Source organism: Janthinobacterium foliorum (assembly GCF_978021625.1).
In genome coordinates this window covers 1-19,766 of the sequence record NZ_CDXDQE010000011.1, presented here as the reverse complement: position 1 = coordinate 19,766, position 19,766 = coordinate 1, and the positions used below count along the sequence as shown (strand labels likewise).

Below are 19,766 nucleotides of genomic sequence, written 5' to 3'. Positions count from 1 at the left end.
CCTACCCAGTGGGTACGATGTCAAAAAAAAGTGGGTTTTGCCGGTTTTCCACTGGACTTCCCCTTTTTTTGTGCACCCGGTTTGTCGCTGAAAATATCGCGGCTCCTGCAGCCTTCCCCGAATAATCTACAATATCCCCATGAAACTCGACTCTTCCCCTATCGCCGCCATCGCCACCGCTCCCGGACGCGGCGGCATCGGCGTGGTCCGCGCCTCCGGCAAAAACCTTGCGCCTCTCATGACGGCCCTGTTCGGCGCGCAGCAGCTGAAACCGCGCCACGCCACCTATCTGCCGTTTACGGAGGCCGATGGCGCCATCATCGACCAGGGCATCGCCCTCCATTTCAAGGGCCCGCATTCGTACACGGGCGAAGACGTGCTGGAATTGCAGGGCCATGGCGGCCCCGTCGTGCTGCAACTGCTGCTGGCGCGCGTGCTCGAAGCGGGCAGGGACAGCGGCTTGCGCCTGGCCGAGCCGGGCGAGTTCACGCGCCGCGCCTTCCTCAATGACAAGCTGGACCTGGCGCAGGCGGAAGCCGTGGCCGACCTGATCGATGCGTCCACGGAAGCGGCGGCCAAGTCCGCCTCGCAATCGCTGTCGGGCGCGTTCTCGAATACCATCCACGCGCTGGTGGAGCAGGTGACGGGCTTGCGCATGCTGGTCGAGGCAACGCTGGATTTCCCGGAAGAGGAAATCGACTTCCTGGAGAAATCGAATGCGCGGGGCCAGTTGAAGGCCGTCATCGAAGCGCTGAATAAAGTGTTTGCCCAGGCGGCGCAGGGCGCGCTGCTGCGCGAAGGCCTGAACGTGGTGCTGGCGGGCCAGCCCAACGTGGGCAAATCGTCGCTGCTGAATGCACTGGCGGGCGCCGACGTGGCCATCGTCACGCCGATCGCCGGCACCACGCGCGACAAGGTCAGCGAAACCATCCAGATCGAAGGCATTCCGCTTAACATCATCGACACGGCCGGCATCCGCAGCGCAGGCGACACCATCGACGCCGTCGAGCGCATCGGCATCGAGCGCACCTGGGGAGAGATTGGCAAGGCGGACGTCATTTTGCACTTGCTCGACGCCGACCACGGCCCGACCCTGGCCGATGAAACCATCGTTGCCGCCTTCCCCGAAGGCGTGCCGGTTGTGCGCGTATGGAACAAGATTGACCTCTCCGGCCACAAGCCCAGCGTCGACAGCTTGCCGGACGCCACGCACGTGTATCTGTCGGCGCACGAGCACATCGGCATCGACCTCCTGCGCGCCGAGCTCTTGCGTATCGCCGGCTGGCAGCAGACGGGCGAGTCGCTGTACCTGGCGCGCGAGCGTCATTTGATCGCCTTGAAATCGGCGGGCAAGCACTTGAATATCGCCGCCGAACACGCGGCGCAGGATGACCAGTCGCTGGACTTGTTCGCCGAGGAGTTGCGCCTGGCACAAGTACAGCTGTCGAGCATCACGGGGGAATTCTCGCCCGACGATCTGCTGGGCGTGATCTTCAGCCGTTTCTGTATCGGCAAGTAAGGGGGACACGATGAAAATCCTCATCGCTGGCGTGCTGTGCTGTCTGCCCCTGCTGGCCCCGGCACAGGAAAAACTGCCGCGCGACGTGGCCCAGTTCATTGAGCATGCGCAAACGTGCGAGCATTTTGCCGGCGAGTGGGATGACAACGACAAGGCGCGGCAGCGCGAGATCATCGCGGCCATCGATGACTCCTGCGGCCAGGCGCAGCGGCAATGGAAGCGCCTGTCTGCCATGTATGCGAAGCAGCCGCGGCTGCTGAAAATCATCGATGAACATGCCAATGACGCGGTGCGCAGCTACCGAAAGTCAGGCTAGGCTCCGCCCCGTTGAGAAATGTCATGGAGTCCAAACTGCGCTGACGTAATCTTGCTGAGCGGCCTTGAAGTGCCGCTAGGAAAGGAAGCGCCATGGACAGCAAACAGCCGGATGTCGTGGAAGGCGGGGCGGAGGTGGTGGCGCGGCCATTGCCGGCCATGCCGGAATTGATCGCTTCCTTGCCGCCCAAAGGTGCGTGTTGGTACTGCGACAAGCCGCTCGACGCCGTGCGTCGCTTTTGCGGCAAGAGCTGTGGCGTGGCCTATGCGGAAGAGGCGCAGTACAACCCCTGAATTCGGACGCTAGCGGCGCCGCAGCAGCGCCGCCAGGGCGCCGTCAAAATCGAATTCGTGCGCGGCCGCCGCCACCTCCTGGTACACATGCACACCCAGGCTGGCAGCCAGCAGGCTGGCCGAGTTTTCCAGGATATCGATGGCGGCGCCGTCACCTTCGCGCAAATGGCTGGCCAAACGCGCCAGCAGCAGCTGGATGGCGGGCGCGGCCGGATCGGGCGCCACGTCTTGCGCCGCCGTATGCGGTGCTTCCGGCGTGCCCAGCATGCTGCTGACGGCGCCGAGCAATTGGTCCTGTGCCAGCTCCAGCTGCAGCATTTGCTGCGCCAGGTCGGGCGCCTGCGCGCGCAGCGCCGATTCCAGGGTTTCCGACAGGCGGTGCACGTGGCGCGCGCCGATCATGCCGGCGGCGCCTTTCAGGGTATGCGTCTTTAGACGTGCTGAACTGTAGTTGCCGGCGTCGAACTCGGCGCGGATCTGGCATGGCGTGGTGCCGTGGTCGTGCAGGAAGCGGCGCAGGATTTTCAGGTACAGCAGGCGGTCGCCCATGATGCGGCCCAGTCCGTTCTCGACATCGAGAATACGCACCATGTCGGAAGCCGCCAAGGCAGCCTCATCATCGCAAGTGGCGTGTGGTTTCATCATGCCTGAATGCCCATGGCCCCAAAACTTGTCAATTGCCGTACAGCAGGAGCAGCTATTTTACATCCAGTCGTCCTAGATGCTGCGCCCGCTTGGCAAGGCGGGGCAGCCTAGCGCGTGGTGAATGACCAGGTGCGCGTGACGTCCGCGCCACTGACTTTGCCGATGAAACTCACGTCATAGGTGGTGTTCGCCAGCAGGGGCGCCAGAGGGATGATGGCGGCCACAGAACGCGCCGTATTGACGGGGTCGGTACTCCGGGTGAGGAGGCGGACGGTCAGATCCGAAGCGGCCCCATGCTGGCGCACGGTGAATGCGCTCACGCTGAGCGTGGCGTCGAAATTCGCATGGACGCTGATGGGGTAGCCGACCACGTCCTGGTCGGGCACGGGATCGGGCGTTTCTTCATTGCTGGAAAAACTGGTGGCGACCTTGACTTGTCCGCTGAAGGGATAGCTGATGATCTGTCCGGCTGGCAAGCCGGGACCGTAGCGGCTATTGCCGGCCAGGTCCGTGGTGAAGTAGGCGTAGCCGCTATTGTTGACGGCCGCACCGGCGCCGCCTTCCTTGAACAGCGGCTCAAAAATGACGAAGCGGTGATAGATGGCCGTGATCAGGTTCTCCGCCATGTAGAAGCCGGAGGTGGTCGCCACGCCGGCGATCACCTCGCCCCAGACGGAAGTGATGGCATAGCCTGATTTGGTGATGCGGTCGTAGGGCGCGACGCCCGTAAATCCCGGCTTGCCGACGATTTGCTCGTGCGCTACCAGATTATTGGTGTTCAGGTACGATGTGTGGCCCTGGGCCGCGCTGTCGATCAGGCTGTTGCGCACCAGCGGCGACAGGCCGACCTGGCTGCGCCGGTAATTGATCCAGTTGAAGCCATCCGTGGCGATATTGTTGCTGAGGACGGGAGCGCCCGGTTCCTGGGTCAGCTGGCCGGCCGGTGTCGACGTGATTTGTGCGGCATTGCTGCCACTATCGCCGCCACCGCCGCAAGCGCTCAGCAGTGCCGCGACCAGAAGGGCGGGTAGGCCATGTTTCCAACGCAAAGACGAGGCAATCAAGCTGACTCCTGTATAAATGTTGTGGGGGGCCGCCGTGCTGCCCTGGAATCGATTCTAAGGCATTTTTATGTGCCGTAGAGCATTGGTGAAAAGATATGTCACGCGTTGGTGCACAGGTGGCAGCGGCGCCGCACAGGGTAGAATGAGCATAGTGCATCGTGCGCCGCCGCGCTGTTTTATTTCCGAATTCTTTGATTGTCCATAATTTGAACACATTGCCCAAGTCGCGCTTGCAGCGCGCCAAATACGCCTTGCCCAGCATGGTGACGTTAATGTCGATCGCTTGCGGCTTTGCCAGCATCGTCATTTCCGTCGATAACGCCACCGTCGGTGACGCGGATGCCTATCGCCTGGCCGCCGCCTTGCTGGTCCTGGCCGGCGTATTTGACGCGCTCGATGGCTACGTGGCCCGGCTCACGGGCACCAGTTCGCAGTTCGGCGTGCAGCTCGATTCCATTGCCGACGTGATGAATTTCGGCTGCGCGCCGGCGGTATTGTTGTATTGCTATGGCTTTGTGCAGATGGGCGTGCACGACCCGCTGCTGCTGCGTTTTGGCGGCATGGCCAGCTTTTTCTTCGTGGCCTGCGGCGCCATGCGCCTGGCGCGCTTCAATGTGAACGTGGGACGCACCGATCCCCTGTATTTTGTCGGCATGCCGATCACGGCCGGGGCCGCCTGCGTGGCGGCCGTGGTGGTGGCCTGGCCGGCGCCCATCGATTCGATGCTGCACAGCTATCTGCTGATGCTGCTGCTGGTGGGCGTGGGTAGCCTGATGGTGTCGACCTTGCGCTTCCCCAGCTCCAAGCAAAAGAAAAGCCTGGCCGCCTTGCTGGTCCTGATCGTCGCCATTGCCGCACTGGTATGGCTGAAAACCAGTTTCTTCGCCTTCTTCTTCGCCGTTTACATCGCCGCCACCCTGCTGCTCAACCTGGCGTGGCACCTGGGCTGGCGAGGGATTGCCTTGCCGCAGGTGTTCCATGACCCGGATGAGATTGATTAAATTTTAAGCAACCTCGTGCCCGCGCGCGGCCCGCAGGATGGCGAACCAGTCGCTGCGGCTGAGCGTGAACTGCGTGCCTTCCACGGCCACGCCCACGGCTTCGATGCGGCCCGTGCCCGTCAGCGGCAGGGGCCGGCTAGGCAGTTGCATGATCCACGCAAACACCACGCTGGCAAACGGACGCTGCAGCTGGTCGGCGATCTGCTTGATGACATTGCGCAAATTCTCCACATTCGCATCGCCCCCCTGGAACAGGCGTCCGCCCGCCAGCGGCGACCAGATCATCGGCGCCACTTTCAGGTCCTGCAAGCCGTCGAAGGTTTCGTCGAACAGGGGCGCCACGTGCAGCGGTGAAAATTCGACCTGGTTCGTCACCAGCGGGAAGCGCCGGTGCAGGCACTCGAACTGGTGGCGGCTGAAGTTCGACACGCCAAAGTGCAGCACCTTGCCCGCATGCTGCAGGCGGGTAAACGCGCCGGCGATTTCGTCGAAATCCATCAGCGGGTCGGGGCGGTGGATCAGCAGCAAGTCCAGGCGGTCCGTCCGCAACTGGCGCAAGCTGTGCTCAACGGAACTGGTGATGTGCGCCGCGCTCGTGTCGTAATGCTGGATGGCATGGCCGGGACGGTGCGGCGAGAGCAGCTTGATGCCGCATTTGCTGACCAGTTCCATCTTGTCGCGCAAGCCCGGCTGCAGGGCCAGCGCTTCGCCAAACAGGCCTTCGGCGCTGTAGTCGCCGTAGATATCGGCATGGTCGAAACTCGACACGCCCAGCGCCAGGCATTGCTCGATGAATGCCAGGCGTTCTTGCGCCGACATTTCCCACTCGCCGATGCGCCACATGCCGGCGACGATGCGCGACAGTTCGGGACCGTTGCTGCTCAAACGGCTGCGCGGTGCTTGCAGGCTGGCGGGAAATACATGGCTCATGGGCTGGCTTTCTGGTGGTGGCGTGGAAGAACTCGCCACGATTATAGCCAGCTAATCTACAGCATGCTGCGGATAAAACGGCAGCAACGCTCCTGCAATGCATCGTCGAGCTGGCCGCCCAGCTGCATCTGGTACACCAGCGCCGATTGCAGCATGAACGCGAACAGGCGCAGATCGAGGTCGGGGCGCACGCCGATGTTCAGCAGGCGCTGTACCACCAGGGCAATCCAGGGGGCGACGATGTGTTCGCGAAAGCGCAGCTGCGCCGCCGCATCGTTGTGGATCAGCACTAATAAATCGCAGGTGAAGCGGCCGTCCGCATTCAGGTTGTCGAAGATGCGCGCGCAGATCGCTTCGATTTCCTGGCCTTCCGGCATGTCGAGCGCGCGCTGCAGCTTTTCCGCCGTGCGCTTGACGAGCGCGTCGAGCAGCATCTCTTCGCGGCGCGGCCAGCGCCGGTAAATCGTCTGGCGCCCCACGCCTGCCGCATCGGCTACCATCTGTATCGTCACCGCATCGAGCCCATGCTGGCGCACCAGCATGACGATCGCTTCCAGCACAGCATCTTCCACGCCAGCCTTGCGCGGCCGTCCGCGCGGCGCTGCCTCATTTTTGATCATGTTGCGCCTGTCTCTGAATGTTTCTTTTAATTATGGTACGATGCGCACCGTAAATGCAAAACAAGCGCTTGTCAATCATGTTGGTCAACTAACCAAGAGGCAGATAGATGAGCGCAGCGATACCCTGGCCTATCCCACGTGAAATCTGCACGCTCAGCGGCGCTTGCCCGCATTGCTCTTCCCCCATCCATCATTGTGGTGGCTCATGCCGCCTGAGGAAAACCTATGAAAACCATCGGAATTTCGCCGCACCGGCGTCATTTCCTGCGCAAGGCCGTCAGCGCCGCGCCTGCCGTGGCCTTGCTGGCCGGTGCCGGCGGCGGCCTGGCCATGGCTGTCTCCAAGGACCAGCCTGCCTACAAGCCCACTTTTTTCAACGCCACGGAATGGGCGACCCTGACGGCGCTGGTCGACCGCCTGATCCCCGCCGATGGCGAAGGGCCGGGCGCGCTGGAATCGGGCGCGCATGAATTCATCGACTTGCAGATGAACACGCCGTATGCGTATGGCGCGCTGTGGTACATGCAGGCGCCGTTCGTGCCATCGATCGAGCAGTTCGGCTACCAGTTCCACATGGCGCCGCGCGAGCTGTACCGCAGTGCCCTGGCGGGCGTGAACGCGGCCGTGAACAAGCAGTTTGGCAAGCCTTTCGTGCAGCTGGCGGCGGCCGAGCGCGATGCCGTCATCACGCAATTGCAAAAAGGCACGCTGGATATCGGCGAAGTGCCTTCGAAGACCTTCTTCAACCAGCTGCTGCAAAACACGCGCGAAGGCTACTTTTGCGATCCCGTGCACGGCGGTAACAAGGACATGCTGGCCTGGAAGATGGTGGGATTCCCTGGCGCCCGCGCCGACTACATGGATTGGGTCGAACAGTACGGCAAGAAATACCCGTTGCCGCCCGTCTCCATCGCCTAAGCCTGTCATCGCATTGTTGTTGTACCAGATCAAAGAAAAAGAAAAACCATCATGAGTGATATCACACCAGATTTGAAAATGAAGCCTGTCGATGCCGTGATTGTCGGCTTCGGCTGGACCGGCGCCATCATGGCCAAGGAATTGACGGAAGCGGGCCTGAACGTGGTCGCGCTGGAACGCGGCGAGTACCGCGACACCTATCCCGACGGCGCCTATCCGAAGACCCTCGACGAGCTGACCTACATCCAGCGCACCAAGCTGTTCCAGGATATGTCGAAGAGCACGTTTACCTTCCGCCACAGCATCACGGGCGTGGCCGTGCCGTATCGCCAGATCGGCGCCTTCAAGCCGGGCACGGGCGTGGGCGGCGCCGGCCTGCACTGGTCGGGCATGCACTGGCGCGTCCTGCCGGAAGAGCTGCAAATCCGCAGCCATTACGAGCGCCGCTACGGCAAGAAATTCATCCCCGAAGGCATGACGATCCAGGACTTTGGCGTGACCTACGCCGAACTGGAGCCGCACTTCGATTTTGTGGAAAAAGTCTTCGGCACCTCGGGCCAGGCATATAAGGTCAACGGCATCGTCGTCGGCGACGGCAATGTGTTCGAGGGCGACCGCTCCGACAATTACGCGCTGGCGCCGCAAAAAGTGCCGTACACGGCGGAATTGTTCCGCCGCGCGGCCAAGGCTGTCGGCTACCATCCCTTCGTCAACGCGTCGTCGAACGCGTCCGGCCCGTACACGAATCCGTATGGCTGCCAGATGGGGCCGTGCAACTTCTGCGGCTTCTGCTCCGGCTACGCCTGCTACAACTATTCCAAGGCGTCGCCCAACGTCAACATCATGCCGGCCCTGCGCATGGTGGCCAACTTTGAATTGCGCGCCAATTGCAACGTCGTGCGCATCAACCTCGATGGCACCAAGAAACGCGCAACCGGCGTGACCTACATCAATGCGGACGGCAAGGCCGTCGAGCAACCGGCCGACCTGGTCATCGCCAGCGCCTTTGCCTACAACAATGCGCATCTGTTCCTCTTGTCCGGTGTCGGCAAGCCGTACGACCCCGTCAGCAATGAAGGCGTGGTGGGACGCAACATCGCCTACCAGATGATGTCCACCATCCAGACCTTCTTCAAGGAAGACACGAACACGAACCCGTTCATCGGCGCCGGCGGCACCGGTGTCGCGCTTGATGACTGGAATGGCGACAATTTCGACCATGGCCCGCTGGGCTTCGTGGGGGGCTCGCCCGCCTGGTGCAATCCGGCCGGTTCCAAGCCCATTTCCGGCATCGCCACGCCGGATGGCACGCCGGCCTGGGGTTCGGCGTGGAAAAAAGCCGTCAAGAAAAGCTACCTGAATACGGTCTCGTTCGATTGCCACGGCGCCAACATGACTTACCGCGACTGCTACGTCGATCTCGACCCGACCTACACGGACAAATATGGCCAGCAATTGCTGCGCTTTACTTTCGACTGGAAGGAAAACGACATCAAGATGAGCCGTTTCGTCACCGACAAGATGATGAAAGTGGCCGAAGCCATGAATCCGGAATCGATCAAGGTGTCTGTCAAGAACGTGGGCGATCACCTGGACTTGCGCAACTACCAGACCACGCACTGGGCGGGCGGCACGGCCATGGGCGCGGACCGCAAGACCAGCGTCGTCAACCGCTACCTGCAGAGCTGGGACGTGCATAACGTGTTTGCCGTCGGCTCCAGCGTGTTCCCGGTAGGTATCGGCTACAACCCGACAGGCCTGGCCTGCGCGCTGACCTACTGGTCGGCCAAGGCCATCCGCGAGCAATACCTGAAAGATCCCCGTCCCCTGGTCGCCTGATGAAGAACAAGAAGATGAACAACACATTCACCACCACCGTGGGCGCGCTGCTGCTGGCGCTCGCCTCCAGTACCCCCAGCATCGCCTGGTCCGCCGGCGCGGTTGCCGCCGCCACCACGCCGAACGCCCAGCTGATACGCCAGGGCGAATACCTGGCCCGCGCCGGCGACTGCATCGCCTGTCATACGGCCGGCACGAAAGGCAAGCCGTTCGCGGGCGGCCTGGGCATGGAAACGCCGATCGGCAAGGTGTATTCCACCAATATCACGCCGGATAAAAAGGCTGGCATCGGCGACTGGAGCTTTGCCGATTTCGACAAGCTGATGCGCACGGGCGTGACCAAGCACGGCTACACCGTGTATCCGGCCATGCCGTATCCATCGTACTCGCGCCTGAGCGAGGCGGACATGCAGGCGCTGTATGCCTACTTCATGCATGGCGTGAAGGCGGACCCGACGCCGAACAAGGCGGCCGATATTCCCTGGCCCCTGTCGATGCGTTTCCCGCTGACCATCTGGCGCTGGGCCTTCGCGCCCACGCCGCAGCCGTACAAGGTGCCGGCCACGGGCGACGCGCAATTGCTGCGCGGCGCCTACCTGGTGCAGGGCCTGGGCCACTGCGGCGCCTGCCACACGGCGCGCGGCGTGGGCATGCAGGAAAAATCGCTGACGGATGCGGGCAATACCACCTTCCTGGCCGGCGGCGGCGTGATCGACGGCTGGTCCGTGCCATCGCTGCGCAACGAGCATGGCGGCGGCCTGGCGCGCTGGAGCGCGGCGGAGATCGCCGAATTCCTGAAGACGGGCCGCAACAGCCATACGGCATCGTTCGGCGCCATGAACGATGTGGTGGCCCATTCCATGCAGCACATGACGGATGGCGACCTGGCGGCGATGGCGAAATACCTGAAGTCCCTGCCGCCATCGAATCCGGCCACGCCCGCGTTCGTGGCAGACGACACGCTGGGCAAGCAATTGTTCAGCGGTATCGTCAATTCCACGGGCGCCCAGTTGTACCTGGACCGCTGCGCCGGCTGCCACCGTTCCGACGGCAAGGGGTACGACAAGGCTTTCCCTGCGCTGGCCGGCAATGCCGTGCTGCAGACGAATGACCCTACGTCGGCCATCAACATCGTGCTGTCGGGCGGAGCCGTGCCGGCCACGCGCACGGCACCGTCGGCGCTGACGATGGCGCCGTATGCCGACATCTTCACCGATGAGCAGACTGCGCAGGTAGTGACCTTCATCCAGACCAGCTGGGGCAATCGCGGCACGCCCGTGACGGCGGCGCAAGTGGCCAAGGTGCGCAAGGTGTCCGTGCCGGTGGAGCCATCGCAGACGGAAGCGACCTTTGCCGCCGGCCGCCACGGCACTTTCCCGCCCGTGCCGCGGGCGCCGCACCTGAAGGATGCGCCGCTGAAGTAAGGTGAACGGACGAAAAAAATGCCCGCAACGTGCGGGCATTTTTTATGCGGAAAGCTAACTGCTTATTTCATCCACAGACGCATCGAATCCCAGGCGCGGCCGAAGATCGTTGCCTGGTTGATGGTTTCCAGCGCCACGACTGGCAGTTCCAGCAGGACCTTGTCGTCCACCATCATTTTCAATTTGCCGACGGGGGCGTTCTCGGCCAGCGGGGCGACCAGCGGGTCCTTGCGTTCCAGCACAGGTTTCATCTTGGCAGCCGTGCCTTTGGGTACGGTGACCAGCACATCGCGGGCGAAACCGATTTTCACGGTGCCTTTCGAGCCTTTCCACACTTCCGGCGTGGCCACGGCCTGGCCTTTCGAGTACAGCTTGACCGTATCGAAGTTCTGGAAGCCCCAGTTCAGCAGCTTCTGGCTTTCCTGCGTGCGCGCCTGGTCGGAGGTGGTGCCCAGCACCACGGAAATCAGGCGGCGCTCGCCGGAACCGGCCGGACGGCGCGCCGAAGCGATCATGCAATAGCCGGCCGCTTCCGTGTGGCCCGTTTTCATGCCGTCCACGGTTGGATCCAGCCACAGCAGGCGGTTGCGGTTAGGCTGGGTAATCTTGTTGTACGTAAAGCTCTTGATGGAATCGATTTTGTAGAATTCCGGATAGTCGGCGATCACGCGCTGGGCCAGCACGGACAAATCTTGCGCCGTGGAATAGTTATCCGGGCTAGGCAAGCCATGCGGATTGCCAAAACGCGTGTTTTTCAGGCCCATGCGCTGGGCTTCGCGGTTCATCAGCACGACAAAAGTGCCTTCGTCGCCGGCAACGGCTTCGGCCAGTGCCACGGCGGCATCGTTACCCGATTGAATCATCAGGCCATGCAGCAAGTCGTCGATCGAGACGGGCGTGGCCGGGTCGATGAACATCTTCGAGCTGCTCGAATCGACCTTCCATGCGCGCACGGAGACATTCACTTTTTGATCCAGCGCCAGTTTCTTTTCGCGGATGGCGGCAAACGTCAGGTAGGCCGTCATGATTTTGGTCAGCGATGCCGGCTCGATGCGCGCGTCCGGATCTTGCGAAGCAATGATCTGGCCACTGGTGGCGTCAAGCAGCAGCCAGGACTTGGCGGCGATGGTTGGTGCGGGAACGCTCTGGGCGAAGGCGGCGGAAAAGAAAAATACACTGGAGGCCAGTGCCGCTAAAAGTTTTTTCATGGAGGCTGGTCTGCGAAAAAGATGAAGGCTGAGGGCCATGTCGTTGCTACTTACATGGCCGCGTGGAAAAAACGGATCAATTATAGCCGTGGAGGCAGTAGTAAGCCCACACTTCAATGATCATCGGCTGCGATTGCGGGTTTGTCACCATGCCACAAGGCAATCACGAGGTTCTTGATGTGGTTGAGCTTGCGGTGGAAAAAATGGTCGGCACCGGGGATCACGATCACGGGAATGTCTTGAGGACGGGCCCAGTCAAAGACGGCGGACAGGGGAATGGTATCGTCCAGTTCGCCGTGAATCAAAATGGTGTCGGCGGGAATGTCCGCCATGGCCCATTTGCCGGCGGCGCTGCCGATCAGCGCCAGGCGCTCGACGGGCGTGCCGGCGGCGGCCAGGCGTTCCTGCAGTTTCGATTGCACGAAGGTGCCGAACGAGAAACCGGAGAGGGCCACGGGCAAGCCTGGATACAGGCCGCGCATGTGTTCATACAGCAATTGCATGTCGTCCGTCTCGCCCGCGCCATGGTCATGCACGCCTTCCGAGGCGCCGACGCCGCGGAAATTGATGCGCGCCACCACGTAACCAAGGGCGACAAAGGCGCGCGCCAGGGTTTGCGTGACCTTGTTGTCCATCGTGCCGCCGTACAGCGGATGCGGATGGGCAACGAGGGCGATGCCGCGCGGGGTATCTGCCGGGAAATCGAGCAAGCCTTCCATGCTGCCCGCATGGCCGGCAAGGGTAAATTTTTCCGAGTTTCTGTTCATGATGCTCATACTGGTGGCTTACGCTTAAATTAAGATTAAAGACGGGGCATGGAGCGCCTGGCAAAACCCTAGCGAGCGGCAGTGAGGCTCGGCGCCTCTGTTGGTCCGAGAGGCGCAACCGTGCTGGAGCACAGTGAGCATCGGAGGCCGTCTATCGCCACGCGCAGCAGGTTTTGTTCAGCGATCTTAGATTTTCAGGCGCTCGACGACCTTGCCACCCACCAGGTGCGTATCGATGATTTCATCGATGTCGCTGGTGTCGACATAGGTGTACCACGTCGCTTCCGGGTAGATCACCAGCAGCGGGCCTTCTTCGCAGCGGTCCAGGCAGCCGGCCTGGTTGATGCGGATCTTGCCCGCGCCATTCATGTCCAGCTCCTTGATGCGGCGCTTGCAATGTTTTTGCGCCGCTTCCGCGCCATGGTCGCCGCAGCTGTTGCGGCCATCTTCACGTTTATTCATGCAGAAAAAAACGTGGCGTTCAAAATACGGTGCGTCGCTCATGCGGCTCTCCTGCTGTTCAAGACATTAATGCGCCATGATAGCGCTTATGGATGGTCTTCGCGACGCTGTCGCTGCACATCGTCCTGGCGGTTCAGGCGGTGCGATGGCAGGCACAGGAACCACAGGGCCATGAAGGGCCACAGCAGGGCCAGAAATTGGGCCGCGCCATTGAAGTTGAGGAACTTGCCTTGCACCCAGCCTTGCAAGGTCGACATGAAATACGGATTGATCGGCGTCGTGTTGACCATTACCAGGCTCAGCAGCAAAGTGGCGGCCGCGATGCGGCGCTGCGCCACATGGGGCGCGAACGCCAGGCCGCCCAGCATGATCAGCCCGATCAGGAAACCGCCCTGTGCCCCCGGGGTGATCCAGACGAAGGCGTTTTGCGGCGAGAACAGCAGCGCGCTGGCCATCGAACGCACGATCAGGGCGGCGCCGATCAGGGTCAGCATCAGGATGGCGCGCGGAGCCGCGCGGCGCAGCAGGCACAGCAAGGTGAGCACGGCGCCCGTCATGCCGCAGGCCGTGATGATGGTTTCCGAAAGCCAATATTGTTCAACTGTTAATATGGTGTCGGGGCGCAGGTAGGATGCCAGGTCGATTTCCATGCCCATCAGGCTCGAAGCCCAGTCCGACAGGATGGGCAGCAGCTGGCCCAGGCCGAACAGATAGCCTTGCGGATAGATTTGCGCCAGCGGCCACAGGGCCACCAGCACCAGGCCCTGGCTGGCATGCTGGGCAAACCAGCGCTGGCGCAGGCGCAGCAAGTGGCTCTGGTCCAGCAGCTTGCGTGCCGTCAAGGCGCCGATGATGGCGCCGAGGCAGCAGCCGGCCGAATTCGTATAAAAGTCGAGATTCGACGAGACACGGCTGGGCAGATAGGTTTGCACGGCTTCCATGCTGCCGGAAATAAACACGCCGCACAGGCTGGCGATGATGACGGCAAGAAAACCTGTCACCCTGGGAAACAGCGAATACACGATCAGCGCGCCCAGCGGAATATAGCCGACGACATTGATGCCGACGTCAAAGCCCGTCCAGTAGCGGGGCATGCGCGTGTTTTCCAGGAACGTCAGCGGCGACAGGCCGTTGCTGTGCCAGCCCGTAAACGGAAACCAGCTGGCATACACGATCAGGAAGACGTAGGCGAGCAGGGTCGCGCGCGAGACGGGCGACGAGCGTACGGGCAGGGGCGGCAGCGCCGCCGGGCTGGCGGGGGAAGCGGGTGCCGTCATTCTTTCGGGATGGTCAGCGTGCCCAGCCAGGTGAGCAGGTCGGCGGCGATGGCATCCGAGGCCGCCGCCAGCGCCTGTGCGCCCCCTTGGGCGTCGGCGCTGGCGGACGGGCCGCTGCGGCTGAAGGTTTTCTGGTCGATCAGGCGATAGCCGCGGAACAGCGAGGCGCGCAGCGAGACATGGCCGCTGCTTTGCGTCTGCGTGTCAAAATTTTGCGAGAAATCATCGACGTCGATGCGCAGCAGGGGAATGCCGGCGGCCGCGTCCGTGGTCGACAGCACTTTCACGCCGCTTTGCGCCACGCGCGTCTTCAGGCGCTGGCTCAGCAGTTGCAACGGCGGCGTGTTCCAGCGGTTGTAGGCGTAGGGCCGCGATTGCTGCGCATCGGCGTACAGCAAACGGTAATACATGCGCTGGCTGTCCAGCCAAGAAGGGCCATTCGCCTCGGCAATTACCAGCACGGGCACGGCTGGCACGGCTGGCTGCGCCTGCGCAGCTTGCGGCGCCGGCGGGCCAAAATCATAAAACGTGGGCAGGGGGCCGCGGCTGGCGCAGCCGCTCAGCAGGAAAGCGCTGGCCAGGACCAGCGCGGTGAGATTGCGTGGGATATGCATGCGGTGTTCTCCTTATTTGCCTGGCGCCGAAAAACCGGGCTCGCCCGGGCCGGGCGGAATGTCTGGGGCGCCGAACAAGATGCTCTGCGGCTGTTCATTCAGCGTGCTCATGGTGGTTTTCAGGGCGCGCATGGAGGAGCGCGCTTCGCCGCTCAGCTCGATTACCTGCGGCAAGACTTCCAGCGACACGCCATTGGCTACCGTTTCCACCGAGCTGCCGACCTTGTCGACCGTGCCATTGACCTTGTCGAGCACGCCGCCGGGCGCCTGAATGTCATTGCCCAGTTTTTTCCAGGTGGCCGTCAAGTCCGAGACATTCTTGCTGGCCGTGCTGATGGCCGTCAGGGTTTGCCGCGTTTGTTCCGTCAGTTGCGGCAATTGCGTCATGGTTGGCTCCAGCTGCTGCGGAATGGCGCCAAAGGCTTTGGCTGCCTTGCCCACTTCATTGAAGGCACCCAGCATGGCCGCCTGGTTCTCCGGGCTGAGCAGATTGTTGACCTTGTTGGTGATCTGCTCGGCCTGGTCAAGGATGCGCTTGCCGCGCTTTTCCAGCTGGTCGAGCAAGCCGGCGCGCAGGGGGATCAGCGATGGCTTGTCCTTGCTGGTGCCCAGCAGTTTCGATCCCACGTGCTCGTCGTCGAGCTGGATGTAGGCGATGCCCGTCACGCCCTGGTAGCCCAGCACGGCAAAAGTGGTATTGGTGACGGGCGTGTCGGGCGCCACGCTGATATGCACGAGGATTTGTCCGGCTTTTTGCGTATCGAAATCGATGGCATCGACCTTGCCCACTTCCAGGCCCCGGTAGCGCACGGTGGCCTGCGGGTTCAGGCCCGGCACGGACAGGGTGGTGGCCAGCAGATACGGCACCCGTTCCACGCGGTCGCGGTTGAACCAGACGCCGAACAGGATGGCCGCCACCAGCAGGGTGATTGTAAAGAATCCCGTCATCAGGGCATGTGATCTGTTTTCCATTACTTCTCCGCTTTCTTGTCAGTGCCGGCAGCGTCGCCTGGCTGTGCGGCCTCGTCTGCCGCCTGTTTTTCGTCCAGGACGGCCAGTGCGCGCTTGCCGCGGTCGCCGAGGAAAAACTGCTTGATGAATGGGTGGTCCACGTCGATGACGTCGCGCGGCGGGCCGATGGCGATCACGTGCTTGGCCGCCAGCACGGCGATGCGCGTGGACAGGGCAAACAGGGTATCGAGGTCATGCGTCACCATGACGACCGTCAAGCCCAGCTCGCGGTGCAGCGACTGGATCAGGGACACAAAGCTTTCCGACAAATCCGGGTCCAGGCCTGCCGTTGGCTCGTCGAGGAACAGCAGTTTCGGCTCCAGCGCCAGGGCGCGTGCCAGGGCCACGCGCTTGATCATGCCGCCAGACAAGTCCGACGGCATCTTCAACGCATGTTCCGGACCCAGTCCCACCATGTTCATCTTTAATAATACCGCGTCGTGTATCAGCGCTTCGGGCAGCACGCGCAATTCGCGCATGGGCTGCGCCACGTTGTCGAAGACGGTCAGCGCGGAATACAGGGCGCCTTGCTGGAACAGCATGCCCCAATGGTTGCGCAATTGCTGCAACTGGTCGGAACTTGCCTGGTTGATATCTTCACCGAATACCTTGACGCAGCCGCGCGCCGGATGTTCCAGGCCCAGCATCTGGCGCAGCAGCACGGTCTTGCCCGTGCCCGAGCCGCCGACGATGGAGAGGATCTCGCCCCGTTCGATTTCCAGGTTCAAGTCCTGGTGCACGACGGTGCGGCCGAACTTGGTCCACAGGTTGGTGATCTCCACCACGGGCGCGCTGCCGTGCAGGTTGAACTGGCCATCCTTGCCTTCGCTCGCCTTGCAAGCGCTATCGTTGTCCGCCATCAGTAGCCCACTCCATTGAAAACGATGGCGAACACGGCATCGGCCAGGATCACCACGGTGATGGCCGTGACGACGGCGGTGGTGGTGCCGCGCCCCAGGCTTTCCGTGTTGGCCTTGATGCGCAGGCCGAAATGGCATGAGACCAGGGCGATCAGCATGCCGAAGATGGCGCCCTTGCCCAGGCCGATCATGTAGTTCGCCAGCGGCACGGCGTCGGGCAGCTTCTGGATGAAGTAGCGCGCCGACAGGTTCAGTTCCACCTTGGCCGCCACCATGCCGCCGATCAGCGCGGCCGTGTCCGTCCAGATGACGAGCAGGGGCATGGAAATGGCCAAGGCCAGGACTTTCGGCATGATCAGGCGGAAGCCGTGCGAAATGCCCATCACCAGCATGGCGTCGAGCTCTTCCGTGACACGCATCACGCCCAGCTGCGCCGTGATGGAGGAACCGGAGCGGCCCGCCACGAGGATGGCCGCCAGTAACGGCCCCAGTTCGCGGATGATGCTCATGCCCAGCAGGTTGACCAGGTAAATGTCGCCGCCAAAGGCGCGCAGTTGCTGCGCGGACAAATATGACAGCACCACGCCGATCAAAAAGCCCACCAGGGCCGTGATGCCCAGCGCCTGGAAGCCCGCATGGAAGATGTTGGCGGAGATTTCACGCCAGGGCCCGCGCATGGGATGGCGCGCGAAACGGCCGATATCCTGCGTCACCTGGCCCACCAGGGCGATAAAACCCTTCAAATGTTCGAAAAACAGCAGGATGGCCATGCCCAGCTTCATCACGGGCGTGAGGCGGTTGGCGCGCGAGGGCGGCGTTTCCAGTGGCCCCGTGTCTTCGATGCGCCGGAAAAACTCTTCCAGCGACGGAGCCAGGGTCAGCTGTGCGGGGCGCTGCTTGCCCCAGGCATTCCAGAACAGCTGGGCACCGATATGGTCCATGCTGTCGATCTGCGACAGGTCCCATTGCGTGTTGGCGTCGCCCTGCAGGGGCTTGAGCTGGGCCTCGATGCCCTTGATCGCATTGTCATGGGCCAGGGCGTGCACCTGCCAGGTGCCGCTGGCGGTCACGATGGCTCCCTGTTGGGAGCTGGTCTGGGAGAGGGTCAGTTTCGGCGATTGTACAGTCGGCATCGTGTCAGTTTAAGGGAGAATGGCGCAGACCGCCACCGATGTTCGATCGCCGGGCCGTCAGGACGCCAGGTGGCGCGCCTGCCGCTGCGGCAAGGCGATGTCCGGACGCACCTTGGCGTTGCCAGTTCCCGCTTCGGCCGGTTTGGCCTGCGCGGCTGCCTGGGCGCCGCCTGCATAGTCGCTGGCCACGAGGGCATTGGCTTGCGCCGCGCTCATGCCGCGCGTCTGCAGCCATTGCGCCACCAGCTTGGCCAGGCGCTCCATGGCGATGCGATGGGTGGCGTCCGTGTGCGCGTACAGCCAGTTCGAAAAGTCCATGAAGTTTTCAAATGGCGCGTCGCCCAGCATCCATTGCACCGTATTGGCAAAGCGGCCCGAATTGGCCACCAGGTCCCAGTAGCGGGCAAAGCGCACCAGGCGTTGCATGCTCATGAAATCGAGCTGCTTATTGGCCAGGATGGTGTAGGGCGGGTGCGGATCGAACACCATGCCGAAGTTTTCCGTGTGACGGATGATGGGCGTGCCGCGCAGGCGTTTCAAGATGCCGAACTGGATTTCATGCGGTTTTAACGCCACCAGCTTGTTGAAGCCGGCGGCAAAGCTGGCTTCATCCTCGCCCGGCAAGCCGGCGATCAAGTCCACGTGCAAGTGGGCGTTCGATTCCTCGCACAGCCAGCGGATGTTATCGGCCGCCTTTTGATTGTCCTGCTTGCGGCTGACCAGCGATTGCACGTCCGGATTGAAGCTCTGGATGCCAATTTCAAATTGCAGTGCGCCGGGCGGGAACTTGCTGATGCCTTCTTTCAAGGCGTCGGGCAGGTGGTCGGGCACCAGCTCGAAGTGGGCATAGATGGGGTCGTTGGGATTCGCCTCGATCTTATCCAGGAAGAACTGCATGATCTTCAGGCTGGTCTTGATGTTCAGGTTGAAGGTGCGGTCGACGAACTTGAACAGGCGCGCGCCGCGCGCATGCAGGGATTCCATTTCGGCCAGGAAGTTCTCCAGCGCGAAGGGCCAGGCCGTCTTGTCCAGCGCGGACAGGCAGAATTCGCACTTGAACGGGCAGCCGCGCGACGCTTCCACGTAGATCGTGCGGTGGCGGATATCGTCGTCCGTATATAAAGAGTAGGGCAGCTGCAGTTCCGCCAGCGGCGCCTGCACGCCCGCGTGGATCTTCATCAGCGGCTTGGGGCCGTGGAGGATTTCGCCGCACAGCTTGGGGAAGGTGACGTCGCCCCAGCCCGTGATCAGGTAGTCGGCCAGCTTGACGATCTCCTGCTCACCCGCCTCATGTGATACTTCCGGCCCGCCCAGCACGATGATGACCTCGGGTGCCACGCGCTTGAGCATGGCCACCAGTTTCGTGGTTTCCTCGACGTTCCATATATATACGCCAAAACCGATGATGCGCGGCTTGTTCGTCAGGATGCGTTCGACCAGTTCCGTGGTTTTGGTGCCGATGACGAATTCCTGCAGCCGCGTTTGCGCCTGCAGCGGGCCCATATTGGCCAGCAGATAGCGCAATCCCAGCGAAGCGTGGGTGTAGCGGGCGTTCAAGGTGGAGAGCAGGATGGTCATGACAGGTGCGGATCGAGGGAAAACAGCCATTTTACGCTGCACGCGAAGATTTCTCTGGATAAAGCTTGCTTCCTGGCCAGGACTTGGCTATAGTTCGCCTCCCCAATGAGACGCAGTCAAATGCGGCACTTGAGGATCACCGGAAACGGTGATGTAGCAGAAAAGAAGGTGTTGACGGATTTAGCGAAATGCTTCATACTCTTCCTTCTTCGCAGCTGACAAACACAACGCTTTGTCGATAGCGCGAAAGCAGTAACCGAATACAGTTCTTTAACAATTAACAGTCG

General features: G+C 62.1%; 20 protein-coding genes. 7 read left to right on the top strand and 13 right to left on the bottom strand.

Translation table 11 applies throughout. The annotated features are described in order from the left end of the window. Window positions 1–139 precede the first annotated feature (139 nt). The 3 genes from mnmE to ACZ92H_RS20705 all read left to right on the top strand — a co-directional run bounded on the left by mnmE (window position 140) and on the right by ACZ92H_RS20705 (window position 2,128). Entirely contained in the window at window positions 140–1,519 is a 1,380-nt protein-coding gene (gene mnmE, locus ACZ92H_RS20715; protein ID WP_131378254.1) for a tRNA uridine-5-carboxymethylaminomethyl(34) synthesis GTPase MnmE, read from the top strand. A 10-nt stretch (window positions 1,520–1,529) separates the two neighbouring features. Next, window positions 1,530–1,835, top strand: coding sequence for a hypothetical protein (locus tag ACZ92H_RS20710; RefSeq protein WP_131378257.1), 306 nt, complete (start codon window positions 1,530–1,532; stop codon window positions 1,833–1,835). A gap of 92 nt (window positions 1,836–1,927) precedes the next feature. Continuing rightward, window positions 1,928–2,128: a hypothetical protein gene (locus ACZ92H_RS20705; RefSeq protein WP_131378259.1), complete on the top strand. Its 201-nt coding sequence runs from the start codon at window positions 1,928–1,930 to the stop codon at window positions 2,126–2,128. A 9-nt stretch (window positions 2,129–2,137) separates the two neighbouring features. On the opposite strand, the gene ACZ92H_RS20700 is transcribed toward ACZ92H_RS20705, so the two are convergent. Both ACZ92H_RS20700 and ACZ92H_RS20695 read right to left on the bottom strand, forming a co-directional pair. Further along, window positions 2,138–2,773, bottom strand: a complete 636-nt coding sequence (locus ACZ92H_RS20700) for an Hpt domain-containing protein (RefSeq protein WP_131378261.1) — start codon at window positions 2,771–2,773, stop codon at window positions 2,138–2,140. Between the two features lie 107 nt (window positions 2,774–2,880). Further along, a complete protein-coding gene (locus ACZ92H_RS20695; RefSeq protein ID WP_465050952.1) occupies window positions 2,881–3,837 on the bottom strand; it encodes a CAP domain-containing protein in 957 nt (318 codons plus the stop codon). Window positions 3,838–4,052: 215 nt separating this feature from the next. On the opposite strand from ACZ92H_RS20695, the gene pssA reads away from it, so the two are divergent. Then, complete coding sequence (gene pssA / locus ACZ92H_RS20690) at window positions 4,053–4,838, top strand: CDP-diacylglycerol--serine O-phosphatidyltransferase (RefSeq protein WP_131378309.1); 786 nt, start codon at window positions 4,053–4,055, stop codon at window positions 4,836–4,838. Window positions 4,839–4,841: 3 nt separating this feature from the next. Here pssA and ACZ92H_RS20685 read toward each other — a convergent pair whose 3' ends face one another. Together ACZ92H_RS20685 and ACZ92H_RS20680 are read right to left on the bottom strand one after the other, a co-directional pair. Next, complete coding sequence (locus ACZ92H_RS20685) at window positions 4,842–5,768, bottom strand: aldo/keto reductase (RefSeq protein ID WP_465050953.1); 927 nt, start codon at window positions 5,766–5,768, stop codon at window positions 4,842–4,844. A 56-nt stretch (window positions 5,769–5,824) separates the two neighbouring features. Then, window positions 5,825–6,388, bottom strand: coding sequence for a TetR/AcrR family transcriptional regulator (locus tag ACZ92H_RS20680; protein ID WP_465050954.1), 564 nt, complete (start codon window positions 6,386–6,388; stop codon window positions 5,825–5,827). 225 nt (window positions 6,389–6,613) lie between these two features. On the opposite strand from ACZ92H_RS20680, the gene ACZ92H_RS20675 reads away from it, so the two are divergent. From ACZ92H_RS20675 to ACZ92H_RS20665, 3 genes are read left to right on the top strand one after another with little or no spacing between them, the layout of a single operon-like run. Beyond that, a complete protein-coding gene (locus tag ACZ92H_RS20675; protein WP_131378263.1) occupies window positions 6,614–7,306 on the top strand; it encodes a gluconate 2-dehydrogenase subunit 3 family protein in 693 nt (230 codons plus the stop codon). A gap of 51 nt (window positions 7,307–7,357) precedes the next feature. Beyond that, window positions 7,358–9,145: a GMC family oxidoreductase gene (locus ACZ92H_RS20670; RefSeq protein ID WP_131378264.1), complete on the top strand. Its 1,788-nt coding sequence runs from the start codon at window positions 7,358–7,360 to the stop codon at window positions 9,143–9,145. Between the two features lie 14 nt (window positions 9,146–9,159). Next, a complete protein-coding gene (locus ACZ92H_RS20665) occupies window positions 9,160–10,569 on the top strand; it encodes a cytochrome c (protein WP_465050955.1) in 1,410 nt (469 codons plus the stop codon). Between the two features lie 62 nt (window positions 10,570–10,631). Here ACZ92H_RS20665 and ACZ92H_RS20660 read toward each other — a convergent pair whose 3' ends face one another. The 9 genes from ACZ92H_RS20660 to ACZ92H_RS20620 form a co-directional block, all read right to left on the bottom strand. Next, complete coding sequence (locus ACZ92H_RS20660; protein WP_131378267.1) at window positions 10,632–11,777, bottom strand: D-alanyl-D-alanine carboxypeptidase family protein; 1,146 nt, start codon at window positions 11,775–11,777, stop codon at window positions 10,632–10,634. A 113-nt stretch (window positions 11,778–11,890) separates the two neighbouring features. Further along, complete coding sequence (locus tag ACZ92H_RS20655) at window positions 11,891–12,544, bottom strand: alpha/beta hydrolase (protein ID WP_035828394.1); 654 nt, start codon at window positions 12,542–12,544, stop codon at window positions 11,891–11,893. 186 nt (window positions 12,545–12,730) lie between these two features. Continuing rightward, the gene (locus tag ACZ92H_RS20650; RefSeq protein WP_029496727.1) at window positions 12,731–13,048 is read right to left on the bottom strand and encodes a (2Fe-2S) ferredoxin domain-containing protein; all 318 of its coding nucleotides are present in this window, start codon (window positions 13,046–13,048) and stop codon (window positions 12,731–12,733) included. A gap of 44 nt (window positions 13,049–13,092) precedes the next feature. Continuing rightward, the gene (locus ACZ92H_RS20645) at window positions 13,093–14,283 is read right to left on the bottom strand and encodes a VanZ family protein (RefSeq protein ID WP_131378268.1); all 1,191 of its coding nucleotides are present in this window, start codon (window positions 14,281–14,283) and stop codon (window positions 13,093–13,095) included. Continuing rightward, window positions 14,280–14,897 carry an ABC-type transport auxiliary lipoprotein family protein gene (locus ACZ92H_RS20640; RefSeq protein WP_465050956.1) on the bottom strand — a complete coding sequence of 206 codons (618 nt, stop codon included), beginning with the start codon at window positions 14,895–14,897 and terminating at the stop codon, window positions 14,280–14,282. The genes ACZ92H_RS20645 and ACZ92H_RS20640 overlap by 4 nt, the downstream gene beginning before the upstream one ends. Window positions 14,898–14,909: 12 nt before the next feature. Then, window positions 14,910–15,869, bottom strand: coding sequence for an MlaD family protein (locus tag ACZ92H_RS20635; RefSeq protein WP_131378272.1), 960 nt, complete (start codon window positions 15,867–15,869; stop codon window positions 14,910–14,912). Beyond that, on the bottom strand, window positions 15,869–16,768 hold the full coding sequence (locus ACZ92H_RS20630) for an ABC transporter ATP-binding protein (RefSeq protein ID WP_131378274.1): 900 nt from the start codon (window positions 16,766–16,768) through the stop codon (window positions 15,869–15,871). Before ACZ92H_RS20630 ends, ACZ92H_RS20635 begins: the two co-directional genes overlap by 1 nt. After that, window positions 16,768–17,901: an MlaE family ABC transporter permease gene (locus tag ACZ92H_RS20625; protein WP_131378276.1), complete on the bottom strand. Its 1,134-nt coding sequence runs from the start codon at window positions 17,899–17,901 to the stop codon at window positions 16,768–16,770. Before ACZ92H_RS20625 ends, ACZ92H_RS20630 begins: the two co-directional genes overlap by 1 nt. A gap of 57 nt (window positions 17,902–17,958) precedes the next feature. Then, complete coding sequence (locus ACZ92H_RS20620) at window positions 17,959–19,479, bottom strand: B12-binding domain-containing radical SAM protein (RefSeq protein WP_465050957.1); 1,521 nt, start codon at window positions 19,477–19,479, stop codon at window positions 17,959–17,961. Window positions 19,480–19,766: the final 287 nt, after the last annotated feature.